Raw genomic sequence first — 14702 nt, 5'->3', positions numbered from 1 at the left:
TTCATGCTGATCTTCGGTGAGGCCTGCGGCTGCGTGCCGGCGCTGTGGAAGCCCGTGTCTGAAATGTCGTCGGCATCATGATTGTCTCTCCGGTGTGACCTTCGCCATGCATCACTTCGAGCAGCAGGCGCATGGCCTCGCGGCCGATCGCCGCGCGCGGCTGGCTCACCGTCGTGAGCGGCGGATAAAAGGCCTGGCTCAGGAAAATGTCGTCGAAGCCGACGACGGAAACGTCATTCGGCACGCAAAGGGCCATACGCCTCAATTCATTGATGGCGCCGAAGGCCATCTCGTCATTTGCCGCGAAAATGGCGCTGGGCGGCTCGGGGAGCGAAAAGAACTGCCGGCAGATCCGTTCGCCCGAGGAAAGCAGGTAATCGCCGATACCCTCATATTCCGGCCTCAGCTCCAGCCCCGCTGCCTTTATCGCTTGCCGGTAGCCCTCTCGGCGACGCGTTGCCATGGGCTCGGGAACCGGGCCGGCAATATGCGCGATGCGCCTGTGGCCGAGTGAGATGAGATGCTTCACCGCTTCGCTCGCGGCACCCGTATTATCGATCATCACATGTGGAAACCCGCTTTTCTCTATGGGCTCCAGCGCGACGACCACCGGCAGATCCTTCAATTGCTGAAAGAGGCTTTCTCCTCCCGGCAGCTTGCCCGTGATCAGAATCATGCCGTCGGCGTGACCATCGCGCAGCATGTCGAAATATTCGATCTCGCGTTCGGGGTTGTTTTCCGTATTGCCCATCAGCACGACATATCCGGCCTCGCGGGCAGCGGCCTCCACTCCCTTGACGATGTCGAGATAGAAGGGGTTGCCGATGTCGCGCACCACCATCAGCACGGCCATGGAGCGCTGGGTGCGCAAGTTGCGTGCGCTCACATTGGGCCGGTAGTTGAGGCGCAGCGCCGCCTCCCGCACGCGGCTGCGTGTGGGCTCCGCCACCAGCGGCGAATGGCTCAGGGCGCGGGAGACCGTGGCTGGCGAAAGGCCGAGTTCCGCTGCGATATCCTTGATGCGGGCTCGGCTCATGCGCGCATGGCCCGCCCGCGGCCATAGAAGAGCATCAGCACGAGCAGCGTCGCGCCGAAGATCATCTGCCGGCCGGATTCGTCGATATTTATGGTGGTGAGGATGCTCTGCAGGATAACGAGCAGGACGGCGCCCGCCATCGTGCCCGTATAGCCGCCTTTGCCGCCGGACAGGGGCGTACCGCCCAGTACGACAGCGATGATCGATGGCAGCATGTAAAGTTCGCCCACATTGGCGAAGGAGCTGCCCGCATAGCCGATGAGGCATAAGCCGGCAAGGCCGGCAAAGGCGCCGGAAAGCGTGAAAAGCGAGATGCGGATGAGCCGCACGGGCACGCCCGCAAGGAACGCTGCCTGCTCGTTGGAGCCGATGGCGTAGACACGATATCCGAAAACGGTGCGCCTGAGCAGGAAGGCCATCAGAAGGCCGATCAGGACCCACAGCCAGATGATGCCCGGCAGGCCGAGGAGGAATGGTCGGGTGACGAATTCCGACAGCGCGGGCGCAGCCCTTCCCGAGGGAACGCCCTGGCGAATGACGACCAGCAGGCCCTGCAGGACGCCAAGCATGCCCAGCGTCATCACCAGCGGCGGAATGCGCAGCAGCGTGACGCCGATACCGTTGAAGGTGCCGAAGAGCGCGCCCGCCGCCACGCAGGCGAGGATGGCGGGAAGGATGCCGCTGTCCGCGCCGTTCATCACATTGCCGGCAATGATCGCGCTCAACGAGACGATTCCGCCGACCGAAAGATCGATGCCCTCGCGCCCGCCGAGAATAACGAGGTTCTGGCCGGCTGCGACGATGCCGAGAAGAGCTGCCACGATCAGCAGCCGCAGGATCTGCTGCGGCGAGGCAAATCCCGGCGACAGCATCTCGCCCAGCGCAAGCAGGAGCACGATTAGGACCAGCGCCACCAGGAGCGGCTGCCTGATCAGGTTCGTAAGGGAGAAGCGCGAGGCTTCCGCCTTGCCTGCGGCCTCCACGCTCATCGCTGGACCCTCCGGGTGACCATGACGCCGAGCATCAGCGCGAGGAGAATCGCGAGGCCCTGCACGAGGTTCTGCCACTGCGAGGGCGTGCCGACATAGAAGACGAGCGAGCTGATGAGACCAATGATGAGCGCGCCCAGAACGGAGCCCACGACCGAGCCACGCCCGCCGGAAAGCGCCGTACCGCCCAGTACCACGGCGGCCACCGAATAGAGCGTCATCGCGCCTCCCACCAGCGGATCGCCGCTCGCCGTATCGCCGGTGATGCAAAGGGCGGCAAGAGCCGAGAAAACGCCGCAGAGCATATAGCCCTTCAACCGGATCGCCGTTACCGGCAGACCGCCCTGAAACGCCTTGAAGGCATCGTCGCCCACGGCAAGCATCTGCGTGGTTAACCGGGCGCGTGTGGCCATCACGAGTACGATTGCGAGCGCAGCCACCACATAGAAGACGAACGGGATTTCGAAGAAACGGCCGCCATAGGTGCGCCAGTAGATCGTGGGCGCTGGCGTGCCTGCCACCGGAAGCACATAGAGAGCTATTCCAGTGAAGAAGATGCTGGTCGCAAAGGTGGCTACGATGGCCTGCAGCCGCAGCACCGCAACTACGAAGCCGTTAAGGAGACCGCAGGCAAGCCCGGTCAGAATGCCCAGGGCGCAGGCCATGAGCACGGCAATTCCGCCGCCGCCCCAGCGCTCCATGAGCACGATGATGACGCAATTGACAAGCGAGAGGATCGCTCCCACCGAGAGGTCCACGTCGCCCGCATAGACTACATAGGTCTGGGCGACCGAAAGCATCATCAGCGCCAGATAAGTGCTGATCAGCCCCGTGATGGCGCGGAAGCCGAGGCTGTTCGGCTGGAACCATCCGTTGAGCGCCAGGAGCGCCAAGAGGATGACGAGCGCCGGCAGGAAGGGGAAACGTTCCACCAGCGCGGCTAAGCCCGGGCGCTGCGAAGTTCCTGTCTCGATCGCACTCATCAGGCGGCCTCGTATGCGGCGTGATAGAGGTTGTAGCGGGTGCGGTCTGCGCCGGTAAGCTCCCGGCTCACCGAGCCGCTGTTGAAGACGAGGATGCGGTCAGCATTGGCGAGCAGCTCCGCGTCTTCAGATGAATAGAGCACAATTCCCATGCCCTCGGCGGCCAGCGAGCGGATGAGGGCGAAGAGGTCTGTCTTTGCCTGCAGGTCGATGCCCTTGGTGGGATCGTCCAGCAAAAGCACATCCGGCCGGTCGATCAGCCAGCGCGCGATCACGATCTTCTGCTGATTGCCGCCGGAAAGCGCATTGACCGGCTGGTCATAGCCTGCAAAGCGCGTTTTCAGTGCCGAAAGCGGCTTCGCCGCGCGTTCGCGCAGGCTGCCCGGGCGCACCAGCGAGAGCTTGTTGCGCAGGAAGTGGATAGGCGTCACATTTTCCAGGATCGGCCGCCCATGCACCACCCCGTCACGCCCGCGGTCGCCGGAAATATAAGCAAGCCCGCAGCGGATCGCTTCGCGCGGGGAGCGGATCGTCCGCTTTTCGCCTTTGATATGGATCGTGCCCTGGTCAGTGGGATTGACGCCGAAGATCGAGCGCAGCACGGCTGATTGTCCTTGACCGTGCAGGCCGCCGAAGCCCAAGATCTCGCCGCGCCGCACCTCGAAACTCACATTGACGAAACCCTTGGCGCTCAGGCCGGCGACGGAGAGCACGGCTTCGGTCTTCACCTCCGCGGCGGCGGGCGGCGCGCCGTTGGTAACGGCCAGTTCCGATTCCCCCACCATCTGGTGGATGATGCTTGCGGGTTTCGTCTCTGAGATCAGCGACGTGCCCACGGTCTCGCCGTCGCGGATCACGGTTACGCGGTCGCCAATCGCGAAAATCTCGTCCATGCGGTGGGAGATGAAGATGATTGCGCGGCCTTGCGCCTTCAGCTCGCGCAGCACCTCGAAAAACCTTTCGACCTGCGAGCGGTCGAGGGAGGAGGTCGGCTCGTCGAAGATGAGTATCGGAGCCTCGGTCGCCAGCGTCTTCATGATCTCGACCAACTGCCGCTGGTCTTCGCGCAGGTGCTCCACCCGAGCATCCGCCGAAAAGCCCTCGCCGGCCACATCGGCGAAGCGCCGGATATATCGCTCGGCGATCCCGTTCAGCCTCTCGCGGTCAACGAAGAAGCCGCCCTTCCCCGGCAATTCCGGCAGGCTGATATTTTCCGCCACAGTGCGGTGGGCAGCAAGGCTCAGTTCCTGATAGAAGGTCGCCAATCCCAGAGCGCGCGCGGCGCGCGGCCCGTCGATCGAAACGGTTTTGCCGTCGATCAGCACCTCTCCCGCATCGGGCCGCACGCTGCCCGAGACGATCTTGCACAGCGTGCTCTTGCCCGATCCGTTCGAGCCGATGAGCACATGAACCTCGCCTTCCCTGAGGTCCAAGTCGCCGCGCCTGAGGGCTACCGTCGCGCCGTAAGCCTTTCGCGCTCCCCGGATGGTCAGATTGGACATGGCAACACCTTGGGCGCAAGAGCGCGCCCGCCCAAAGGCAGGCACGCTCCCGCTGCGGAGGAGCTTACTGAAAGAGAGCTTCGGCCTCTTCGATGGAAAGCGAGCTCGTGTAAGAATAGTGGCCCGGCTTGCCTTCCAGCTGCGCGTGGATTTCCTTCACGTTGTCCTTGTCGATGAAGGGGATCGGCAGATACATGGCGTTGCCGTATTGGCCGGCGGTCGCCGGCGTCTTGAGCTCTTTGCCCTGCAGCATGAGCACGGCCACATTGAGCGCGCTGGCCATCACGCCGGGAGGGTTCACCGAGGCGCCGGAGTTCAGGTTGTTCTCCACCCAAAGGTCGAGGAAGTCCTTGCGGATCTCCCCCGTGGCGGCGATCTGGTCGGTCTTGCCGGCATCCATGATAGAGCGCCATGCGCCTGCAGCCATGCCGTCCTGCACCCACACGCCGTTGATGTTGGGATAGGTGGCGAGGATGTTCTGCATGGCCTGCTGACCCTGCGCCTGGTCCCAGTTGGCGTTGACCTCGTTCACCACCTTGATGTCCGGGTAATCCTTGAACACGCTGCGGTAGCCCGCGACGCGCATCTCGTTGGCCGGATGGCCGGCCACGCCGTTGATCGCGACCACCTCGCCCTTGCCGCCCAGTGTCTCAGCCAGCCACTTGGCGCCGGCCGCGCCCCAGGCGGTCTGGTCGATGCCCACATAGATAGCATCCGGCGAAGAAACCTCGGCATCGGTCGAGATCACGAGGATTCCCGCTTCCTTGGCCTGCGCGAAGACCGGGTCGAAGGCGGTCGGGCTGTTTGGATTGATGATGATGGCGTCGACGCCCTGATTGATGAAGTTGCGCACATGGGCGATCTGGCCGGGCACGTCAACATTGGCGCTCTGCACCACCACTTCGACATTCACGCCCTTGTCGGCCCACTTTTGAGCGGCTTCCTGGGCTTCCTCGATCATCTGCGTGCGCCATTCGCTTCCCACCCAGCCGTTAGACAGGCCGATGGTGAAATCCTGCGCGTTGGAACCAACGGCAGTAAGCATCAAAGCTGCGGCCGCAGCCACGAGAGTTCCGGACGTTCTGATCATTCTCTCCTCCACTGAACCGATGAAATCGATTTCAATTTGAGAATGTCTATCAGATGTCGCGGCTCTGATCCAGAGCGTCGGCTTCGATGTGAATTAATCGGAGATGCGGGCAGGCAGGTGTGCAGGATGACGCATTGTCATCCTTCCGATCAGGAATCTGGGCCGATACGCCGGCGAATCGCGTTGTCGCGGATGTCGGCCTTGGAAAGATAATCGACCTGCTCAACCAGCACCTCATGTATGAGTTGCTCGCCTACACGCGCATTGATGCTGTCACGGATGCCGTTTCGCAGTGCGTCGAGATCAACGCTCTCCTTTGCGGAAAAATCGATCTGCGGGTTTCCATAGAGATAGGAGTGCAGTTGGTCGATGAGCAGGACGTCTGTGGGAATCGAAAGTGCCTTCAGCCGTTCGGGTTCCACCGTGTAGACCAGGCGCACGAGAAAATAGCCGCCGACTCCCCCTTCCTTGACAACCGGCACGGACATGACATTCGTGCGCACATAATCGAGGCCCCCGAAGAATGGCGGCGGTGGCGCGGCATTGCTACGAGCCTGGGAGGCTTGAAAGGAGTAGAACACGGCAGCCAATGTGGCGGCGCTGATCCATACGGCTGCTAGGAGAAACTTGAACATGGCAGCTATTTCCCGCCGAATTCCCGCACGGAGTAAGTCCCGTCGGCCTGTGCTTGGCGGATGGCGTCCTGAAGCAGGGTCGCAACCTCGCCCACCGCACTGAGATGAGCCCGCAGCGCCGCTTCATTTTGCGTAAGCTTGGTACGCAGCCGCACCAGGGCCTCGCGGTGATCGGCACCAAGATCTCCCTCGCGGATGGTTCTGACCACCATGCTGAGCTCATGCAGGTAACGGCTCTTGCGGGCATTCGATGCCTTGATATCGAAACGCGGATTGGCGCGGAGTGCGACCGTTTCGGCTTCAATGCTCTCCTCGATCCTTGTGATGAGGCTCAACAGGCCGGCGCTGCGTTGGTCGGGTGAATTGCCGGAGGCCAGAGCAGTTTGGGGGATCAGATCGTACATAACAGTTCCGCGTTGTTGTTATTTCGCTTCTTCGGCCGACCTATCGCCAACCAGAGCTTTGAAAGCCCCGCGCTCGATGTCCTGAACGAGAGCAGTGGAGAGTGTTGCCTGTTCGGCCGCGTGCTCGGCCTCCGGGCCAGATGAAACACCGGCCAGCGGCACTTTCCGCCCGTCGACGAGGTAATGGTCGCCCAGGATACGCTCGGCGATCCCGATGCCTCCGCGCTTGGCCAGGGTCTCACCCAATTGTTGCGCCAGGAGGCCGCGCCACATTTCCCCCGAGAGGCCCCCGCCGAAAACCGCATCGTTTTCCGCGGGCAGCATGCTCTGCATGAAGCTTTCAAGCACCAGCGCCTCGAAGCGCATGAAGGACTCCGGCACTCCTGTGCCAGCGGGTTCTGCACGCACTGCCGCAGTGCGTTCAACGGCTGGGTCTTCGAAAGGCGTATCCGGCTTTGCCAAGGATTGGAGCCGCGCACGGGCTGCCTCAGCCTGTTCAGGCACGGCGGCGCGGGCCACCTCAAGAAGAATATCGCCAGGGGGGGATATCGCCACGGTTCTTTCAGTCCTCCAACACCACCTATATGACAGGGGAAGCTTGCCGCAGACTTGCTCCCGTGCGCATGGCCATCAGTTGCCGGCTTTGACGGCCTGTAGAAGCTCCAGAATCGCTTTTTCCTCGTCGGCCCGCTCACTTTTGCGCAGGGCTTCGCGATGGGCGTTCTCCACCATCTTTGCCCGTGCATCGGCCTCCAGGATCTTTGTTGATTCCTGCGCAGCTTTTTCACGGTTGCTGTCGCAGCGGGCGAGCGCGCGCCCGATCCGGTTGTGATAAAGGTCCGGAAAAAGGGCTGAGAGGCCGGCAGGGTTCTGAAGCTGTTCGGCGATTTCCGCCGCTTCCCTTTCAGCCGCGGACGCTTCCCTCAGGAATGCCGCCTGCTTGGCTTCATGAAGCTTTTTCAGGCGCTGTTGCAGAAGCAGAAGCCTTGCCAGCTTTTGGGGCGTTGCCATCCTCACCTGCCGAGCGTTGTGGGAAAGAACCCATCGGCAAACAAGGAAAGAAAAGTGCCGATGCCGAAATAAAGAAGCAGTAGCCCGCCCGCAATGACGAAGGGCAGCGATATGAAATAGATGGGAATCTGCGGTGTCAGCTTGTTGATGAAGCCGAAAGCGAGATTTATCAGGATCGCATAGGCCACAAACGGGCTGCCCAGCCGGATCATCACAAAGAATGCTTCCGAAAGCGTATCGGCAATGTCCGTGAGCGCGGCTCGCGGGTCGAACAGCGCTTCGATCGGCGCCAGCCGGTAGGAGGCAACCAACGCTTCTATGATGGCGTGGTGAAAGTTGAGCACGAACAGCAACATGAGCGCGGAGAAGGAGATGAGCGCGGCGACGGCAGGCTGCGGTTCGTTTTCCTCGATCGCCACTCCGCCCGCTGCCATCCCGAAGCCCGTCATCAACGCGATTGCCGAGCCGATGAATTGCAGGGCCAGAACGTAAAGCCGTGCCACGAGCCCAATCAACGATCCGATCAGAATTTCCGATCCGATGAGCAGGAGGAGGATGTCCGGGCGATCCGACGCATGAGGCGCAATCACGTCCCATAGATGCGCGAGAAGCGCGAGTGATGCACCGACGGCCACGAACAATCTTACCTGCATGGGAACGCGCGCGCTCCCCAGGCCCGGCATCAGCATGAAGCATGCCCCCACACGGCAAAAGGCGAGGAAGGCTGCGAGAATCGCGGTCTCGGGCATGCGTTATCGCTCCGTCCAGCAGGTCGCGGCGACGGAAGGGGAGCAGGAGCTTCCGCAATCCCCGCTCTTGCGGCGGATGATGGCCGGCAGGCCAGAGAGAGGTGCGAAAGAGCAAAGCATCTTTGATTTAGGACACGCTCCCCAGCACCTGGATCTCCACGCCCTTTGCGATCTCCACATGGCTGAGCACCGGCAGGGTCGGGAATAGTCGTTCGATGATCATGCGCACATAGGGCCTGGCTTCGGGCGCGGTCACCAGCACGAAGCGTTCACCGGCGTCGAGATGAGTCTTGACGGCTTTTGCCGCCTCCTGGCCGAATTCCTCAAGTTGGCGCGGGTCGATATCGAATTCGCGCACCTCGCCTTTCGGGTCGCGCTTCAGCGCCTGGTGGAAGGCGAGATCCCAGCGGCTGCCGAGCCGCAGCACTTTGAGCACTCCGCCGTCGCTGAGATCACCGCAGATCTGCTGCGCCATGCGGATGCGCACATGCTCGACGATCTGCTCCGTGCGGCGGATATGCGGCGCGATCTCTGCGATGGCTTCGATGATCAGGTGCAGGTTGCGGATCGAAATGCGTTCGGCAAGCAGCAATTTCAGCACTGCCTGCAAGCCCGGATAAGTGATGTGAGACGAGCAGATCTCATCGCAAAGCTTCCGGTATTCGGGGTCCAGCCGCTCGATCAGCGCCTTCATGTCCTTATAGGAAAGCAGTTGCGGTAGATTGTTGCGAATGACCTCCGAGAGATGCGTGAGCAGGACCGCCATATTGTCCGCATAGGCAAGCCGTTCATTCTTCAGGTCCTCGGCAAACATCTCGGGGACGGAATAAGCGCGCATGCCGAATGCAGGTTCCTTCACCTCCTCGCCGGGGAGGGATGGCGCGGGCTTGTTGCCGAGAAGCACCATCAGTTCGCCCACGCGTAACTGGTGTTCCGACACGACCGTGCCGTGAATCTTGATCTGGTAGCTTTTGGGCGGAATGGAGAATTCGTCCGCAAGGCGCACCTCGGGAACGACGAAGCCGTACTGCGTCGCGAATTTCTTCCGCATCTTGTTCATGCGGTATGCAAGCTCCTGATGCGAGGCAATCAGGCGCGTGGAGAGCTGCTTGCCGATGAGAAGCTCGATCTCGGCCGTCTTGAGCGAGGATTTGACGGAGTTCTGCTCTTCTTCCGTGGCCGCGGCCTGCTGTTGCCGCTTTGCTTCTTCGGCCTCTGCCGCTCGCTCCCTTTCTTGCTGCGGTAACAGATAAGCAAGGCCGGCCATGACACCGCCGAGCGCAAGGAAGGGCAGGGCAGGCAGGCCCGGCATCAGGGCCAGCAGCGCCAGAAGCATGGCCGCAACGAAGAGCGCACGCGGATAGGCGCCGAGCTGGCCGAAGACCGCCTGTTCGGCGGAGCCTCGCGTGCCGCCCTTGGAGACCAGAAGACCCGCCGCGAGGGAGACGATGAGGGCCGGGATCTGCGAGACAAGCCCGTCGCCCACCGAGAGCTTGGTGAAGACGTCTGCCGCGTCGCCGAGCTCCATCCCGTGCCTGGCATAGCCAATGGCGATGCCGCCGACGATATTGATGGCGGTGATGATGAGGCCGGCGATCGCATCCCCGCGCACGAACTTCGACGCGCCGTCCATCGCGCCGAAAAATGCGCTTTCCTCCTCCAGTTCCCGCCGGCGGTTCTGCGCTTCCTTCTCGTCGATAAGGCCTGCTGAAAGATCGGCGTCGATCGACATCTGTTTGCCGGGAATGGCATCGAGCGTAAAGCGCGCGCCGACTTCGGCGATACGGGTGGAGCCTTTTGTGATGACGACGAAGTTCACCACGATCAGGATGAGGAAGATGATTAGTCCGATAACGAAATCGCCGCCCATCACGAGTTGGGCAAAGCCGCCGATCACATACCCGGCTGCGTTCGTTCCCTCATTCCCTTCCGAAAGGATCATGCGCGTCGTGGCAATGTTGAGCGACAGGCGCAGCATGGTGGAAATGAGGAGGATGGTTGGAAAGGACGAGAAGTCGAGGGGCCGCTGTATCCAGAGCGCCACCATCAGGATGAGAACGGAAAAAGCGATGGAGAATGCGAGCCCGATATCGATCAGGAAGGCCGGGATCGGCAGGAAAAGGACTGAGAGGATGATAACCACGCCGAGGGCGAAGCCGATATCGCGGCCATGCTTCGCCGGTTGCGGGATAAGTATGCTCTCGGTTGCAGCCATTCATGCCTCCATCGAAGCATGAACTTAGCGGCTGAAGCTTGTGCGAGGGCGGAAACAATGCCTGAATCGGCAGGCCGAAAGTTTAAAATCCGTTCTCGATCCGCTGAAAGATCACATTCGTGAAGGAGGAGATCTGCGTGCCGACGAACGGGCCCGACAGGGCGATTGCGAGCATGATGGCGACAATCTTCGGCACGAAAGTGAGGGTGATTTCCTGAACCTGCGTAAGAGCCTGGACCAGCGCTATTCCGACACCGACGACCATGGCGACGATCACGGCCGGGCCGGACGCCAGAAGCACTGTCCAAATCGCATATTGGACAATATCGAGAGCGTCCGCCTCGTTCATTTCAGCTTATCACGACACCGGGGCCGACGACCACTTCTTGTCCGCTCTCAAGCTTTGCGATGACCCCGTCGCTATAAAGCTTTACCTCCTTGACTATCCCCGTCACGCTCCCGTCCGCCGAGGTTATCTCACGGCCGATCACGCCGCCTGCTTGGGAAAGCGCCGAGGCAGCAAGGATCTGCTCCAGCTTCGAATTCATCTGCACCGACTGTTCCACCTGGGAGAAGGTCGCAAGCTGGGCCACGTAATCCGTGGATTCCATCGGGCTGGTCGGGTCCTGATTCTTCATTTGTGCGACGAGCAGCCGAAGGAAAGACTGATAGTCCACCGTCTGCGGGGCCAACGCCGTCTGCTGGTTTTGCGGAGTTGACGTCACGGTCGAGACATTCATCTTTATTCTCCCACGGCCTTGGCGAATATGGCTTGTTCCTGCTGGCGCCCTGCCGAGAGAATCTCTTCCTCAATCGGATAGAGCGCCCGGATCGCCTTCAGCGCCTCATAAATCTGGCCTTCACAGACAAGCGAGTCGACATGCTTGAGGCCAGCAAGAATCCGCTCGTTACGGAAGGTGGCAAGCAGGTTGTCCAGCATGTCCTTGAGGAGCGGCCTCGTCTTATCCGCGCCTTCGGGGCCCATCAGCATCACCTGCACGATGAAGTAAAGCTGGCGCAGCGGAGTGTTGGCATCCTCCGGCTGGAGCACGTGCTGCTGGAGCAAGAACTGGACGTCGTTAAGGAACTCCAGCGAGACCTTGCGGTCGACCTTGATCACCGCCCCGTTCACATAGATCTTTTCGCCTGCCTTGAGCGAAATCCTGAACGTGTTTTTCATCGCAAGCCGTCGCGTATGATTTGCGAAATTTCGATGAGCCCGTCGAAATTGTCGGAGCGGCCCTGCCGCACCTCTTCGCCCTCACGTAGGAGCCAAAGACCGATGGAGATTAGGTTTGCGCGCAGCTCCTTCGGCAGCGCGTTTCCCGGATCACCGAGATCTTCGACCAGCGACGTCCATACCCTGTTCATGAAGAGGATGGCTTCGATCGCCTCGCGGGAACGTGGCCCTGCCTCGCGCGCCTGCGTCAGGAGATCGATCGACCTCGTCAGCAACTGCCGCTCGCGATCCTTTGCATCGGCCACCGAGTCGGACAGAACTTCGCTGTATGAAAATTGGTACATCGTTTCTTTCGTCTCGCTTGGCTACGGCAGATACCGGAGGAGGCTGAGTTGCTGGATGCGCGAGGTGAGCGCGTAGGAGAGCTCGATCTGCGTCAGGATCTCGTTCACGCGGGTCGACGCCTCGTAAGGATCGACACCCTCCAGATCACGGATGAATGTCTTGAAAAGGTCGATCTGTGACGAGATTCGGTCGGTCGCATCCTGAAGGCGCGTCTCGGCCAGACCGACCTCCGCTTGAACGGATGCGATGGCCGGAATGGCCTCGCCGACAAGGCTGGTGGTGCGCTGATAAAGCGTTTGGCGCGCCTCATCGCCCAACGGTATCTCCAGAAACTCAGATAGCACGGCGGAGGCCATGGCGAGCTTGCGCATCCCGGCGCCGTTGGCGGTGGTGGATGTCTCGGCCGTTTCATTGGCGGCGATACGGCTGGTAATCTTCTCATCGGATGCACCAGACCAGGCGTCGCTCCAGCCGGTCCCCATGAAGGCGGGCTCGATGACCGTGTCCAGAAAATCCTCGATTTGAGACGCGGTTATGCCGCTTGCGGCCGGATCGTTCTGGGCAAAGCCGAAGAATGCCAGGAACTGAGCGTCGAACTGCGCTTTGTTGGGCGAAGCAGGATCGGTGAAATCATTGATGGGTTTCACATCGGTGTTGATGCCGGCAAACAAATACTCGCCATTGAAATTGCTGTTGAGCACGCTGGTCATGGACTCCAGGGCGCGCGTCGCTCCGCTTTTCACGATCGAGGTATCGTTCACGCCGGACAGGGCTGCCGACAGTGTGGCGAGCAGTTCCTGGCTGATGTCGGTCAGCTGCGTAAGGTTATTCTGAGTGGCGGTAAGCCTGTTGGCGGCAAGGCTGTTGGCGTCGATCACGTTCTCCAATCGCGAGATCTCGCGGTCCATGGAGAAGCTGAAACCGGCGCGGGCGCCGAGCGTAGCGCCGGGGTCCGCCAATCGTCCGCTGTCGAGCTCTTTCTGGTTTTTCACCAGGTCGGCCTGCATCCGCATCATCTGGTAGCGGAGCGTCTGCGAGATCGCGCTGGTGGAGACGAAAGACACTTTCATCCTAGCGCGCCACCTCCATCAGATTGGCAAGCATCTCGTCAATCACGGACATGAGGCGGGCCGATGCCTGATATGAATGCTCCAGCTCAAGAAGCAGTGCCATCTCCTCGTCGATATTCACGCCCGTTGTGTTCGCAAGCGCGGTGGCAGTGTGGCTTGCCAGAGCTTCCTTTGCGGCCATGCCGCTTGCAGACTGCTGCCGAAGTCCCTCAAGCCAGCCGATGGTCTCCACCGAGAAGGAAAAGAGGCTTTGCGAACTGCCGAGTCCGGTCGCGGGGTCGAAAAGCTGCGGCGTCTCCAGTCTTTCCACGAAGCTGTTGAGAAGGCCGGAGTATGAAGCGGCGCCGGTCGTGTTGTGAAGATAGGCGGTGCCATTCGCTCCACCATCGCGCAGAAGCTCCGGATCGCCGCCCGCTCTCGAATCCATCGCCGGATTGACGCTGATTCTACCGGCGAGTCCGTCCACCAGAATGCCGTCGGCAGGCAAGGCCGGACCGCCCGGCCAGGTAAACAGCCCTGCGGCATCGCTAAGCGTCCCGCTCGGATCCGACTCCGCAAAGACTGAGACGAGCCCGCGTGCGATCTCATCGAGCTGCCGCTGCATCTGTACGGCGATCTCGTCGCGCAACTGCAGATTGGCTGCAAGGCTTCCTGACGCGGTGGTGTTGCCGCCGCCTGCTCCCGGCGAAAGCGGCACGCCATCCACATAAACCGCGTTGCCCAGCGTCCCGGCGGCATAGGCATTGTTTGCCGTGAAGCTGACCGGCCGCGGGACGGTCTCGAAAAGGGTAACGCCTCCGGTGGTCGTAAGCACCATATCGTTGTTGGCGCGCGTTATGGTGGAGACTGGCAGATAGGCAGAAATCTGCTTGAGCAGGGCATCGCGCCGGTCGAGCATATCGGATACGTCCCGGCCGGTGCGCGTACCGGACACGATTTGCGTATTGACGGTTTCGAATTCCGCCAAAAGCCTGTTCAGATCATCGACAGAGGCCGAGATTTCCTGGTCGATGTCGGTGCGGAAAGACTGGATAGCGGCTGTACCGCTGTTCAGTGAGAGCACCATCTGCCGTGCGGCCTCAACGGCATTTTCCGCCAAAGTGCGGTTGGATGGCGTGGCAGCGTAAGTCTGCAGCGCCTCCCGCAGCTTGCTTAATGCTGTGGCGGGCGATGAGGCGTTGTCGACCCCGTTTACGTTGATTTGAAGCCTGTCGAGGCCCCGAGAAAGAAAGGATTGCCCGTTCCAGCTGGATTGGGCTGCGAGATTCTGCCGAAAGAGCACCTCATCGGTCGCGCGGCGGATGTCACCGATCTGTGCGCCTGAATTGGTGCTGACCAGGCTCGCTGCGCGCCGGGCATAGTCTGGGTTTGAGGCCTCGGAGATGTTGCGCGAAACGATGCTCGTCTGACGTGACGTATTGAACAGCGCCGACTGGGCGATATTCAGAGCACTTGTAAGCGACATCTCTCCTCTTTCTGGCGCGGATCACGCC

17 protein-coding genes are annotated in these 14702 nt (G+C 61.1%); all 17 read right to left on the bottom strand.

The window, feature by feature from the left end; all coding sequences use genetic code 11:
* Position 1: 1 nt before the first annotated feature.
* Complete coding sequence (locus GNP00_RS06250) at positions 2-1036, bottom strand: LacI family DNA-binding transcriptional regulator (protein ID WP_011579609.1); 1035 nt, start codon at positions 1034-1036, stop codon at positions 2-4.
* On the bottom strand, positions 1033-2025 hold the full coding sequence (locus GNP00_RS06245) for an ABC transporter permease (protein ID WP_011579610.1): 993 nt from the start codon (positions 2023-2025) through the stop codon (positions 1033-1035). Before GNP00_RS06245 ends, GNP00_RS06250 begins: the two co-directional genes overlap by 4 nt.
* Positions 2022-3008 carry an ABC transporter permease gene (locus tag GNP00_RS06240; protein ID WP_011579611.1) on the bottom strand — a complete coding sequence of 329 codons (987 nt, stop codon included), beginning with the start codon at positions 3006-3008 and terminating at the stop codon, positions 2022-2024. The genes GNP00_RS06245 and GNP00_RS06240 overlap by 4 nt, the downstream gene beginning before the upstream one ends.
* On the bottom strand, positions 3008-4510 hold the full coding sequence (locus GNP00_RS06235) for a sugar ABC transporter ATP-binding protein (protein ID WP_011579612.1): 1503 nt from the start codon (positions 4508-4510) through the stop codon (positions 3008-3010). The genes GNP00_RS06240 and GNP00_RS06235 overlap by 1 nt, the downstream gene beginning before the upstream one ends.
* Positions 4511-4574: 64 nt before the next feature.
* Entirely contained in the window at positions 4575-5555 is a 981-nt protein-coding gene (locus GNP00_RS06230) for an ABC transporter substrate-binding protein (RefSeq protein WP_425482924.1), read from the bottom strand.
* Positions 5556-5749: 194 nt separating this feature from the next.
* The gene (locus GNP00_RS06225) at positions 5750-6235 is read right to left on the bottom strand and encodes a hypothetical protein (RefSeq protein ID WP_011579614.1); all 486 of its coding nucleotides are present in this window, start codon (positions 6233-6235) and stop codon (positions 5750-5752) included.
* A gap of 5 nt (positions 6236-6240) precedes the next feature.
* Complete coding sequence (locus tag GNP00_RS06220; RefSeq protein ID WP_011579615.1) at positions 6241-6639, bottom strand: hypothetical protein; 399 nt, start codon at positions 6637-6639, stop codon at positions 6241-6243.
* An 18-nt stretch (positions 6640-6657) separates the two neighbouring features.
* Positions 6658-7194: a rod-binding protein gene (locus GNP00_RS23685; RefSeq protein ID WP_011579616.1), complete on the bottom strand. Its 537-nt coding sequence runs from the start codon at positions 7192-7194 to the stop codon at positions 6658-6660.
* A gap of 75 nt (positions 7195-7269) precedes the next feature.
* Positions 7270-7650: a hypothetical protein gene (locus GNP00_RS06210; protein WP_011579617.1), complete on the bottom strand. Its 381-nt coding sequence runs from the start codon at positions 7648-7650 to the stop codon at positions 7270-7272.
* Positions 7651-7652: 2 nt separating this feature from the next.
* Positions 7653-8399: a flagellar biosynthetic protein FliR gene (gene fliR / locus GNP00_RS06205; protein ID WP_011579618.1), complete on the bottom strand. Its 747-nt coding sequence runs from the start codon at positions 8397-8399 to the stop codon at positions 7653-7655.
* A 127-nt stretch (positions 8400-8526) separates the two neighbouring features.
* Positions 8527-10614, bottom strand: coding sequence for a flagellar biosynthesis protein FlhA (gene flhA / locus GNP00_RS06200; protein WP_011579619.1), 2088 nt, complete (start codon positions 10612-10614; stop codon positions 8527-8529).
* An 82-nt stretch (positions 10615-10696) separates the two neighbouring features.
* Positions 10697-10963 (bottom strand): flagellar biosynthesis protein FliQ, encoded by a 267-nt coding sequence (gene fliQ, locus GNP00_RS06195; RefSeq protein ID WP_011579620.1) that lies wholly within the window; start codon positions 10961-10963, stop codon positions 10697-10699.
* A gap of 1 nt (position 10964) precedes the next feature.
* A complete protein-coding gene (gene flgD / locus GNP00_RS06190; RefSeq protein WP_166015777.1) occupies positions 10965-11354 on the bottom strand; it encodes a flagellar hook assembly protein FlgD in 390 nt (129 codons plus the stop codon).
* A 2-nt stretch (positions 11355-11356) separates the two neighbouring features.
* The gene (gene flbT, locus GNP00_RS06185; RefSeq protein WP_011579622.1) at positions 11357-11794 is read right to left on the bottom strand and encodes a flagellar biosynthesis repressor FlbT; all 438 of its coding nucleotides are present in this window, start codon (positions 11792-11794) and stop codon (positions 11357-11359) included.
* Positions 11791-12138: a flagellar biosynthesis regulator FlaF gene (gene flaF / locus GNP00_RS06180; RefSeq protein ID WP_011579623.1), complete on the bottom strand. Its 348-nt coding sequence runs from the start codon at positions 12136-12138 to the stop codon at positions 11791-11793. The genes flbT and flaF overlap by 4 nt, the downstream gene beginning before the upstream one ends.
* 21 nt (positions 12139-12159) lie before the next feature.
* Positions 12160-13209: a flagellar hook-associated family protein gene (locus GNP00_RS06175; RefSeq protein WP_011579624.1), complete on the bottom strand. Its 1050-nt coding sequence runs from the start codon at positions 13207-13209 to the stop codon at positions 12160-12162.
* A 1-nt stretch (position 13210) separates the two neighbouring features.
* Positions 13211-14674 (bottom strand): flagellar hook-associated protein FlgK, encoded by a 1464-nt coding sequence (gene flgK, locus GNP00_RS06170; protein WP_011579625.1) that lies wholly within the window; start codon positions 14672-14674, stop codon positions 13211-13213.
* Positions 14675-14702 lie beyond the last annotated feature (28 nt).

This window comes from Chelativorans multitrophicus, from assembly GCF_011317445.1.
Taxonomy (GTDB): Bacteria; Pseudomonadota; Alphaproteobacteria; order Rhizobiales; family Rhizobiaceae; genus Chelativorans; species Chelativorans multitrophicus.
This window is presented reverse-complemented; position numbering and strand designations above follow the sequence as displayed.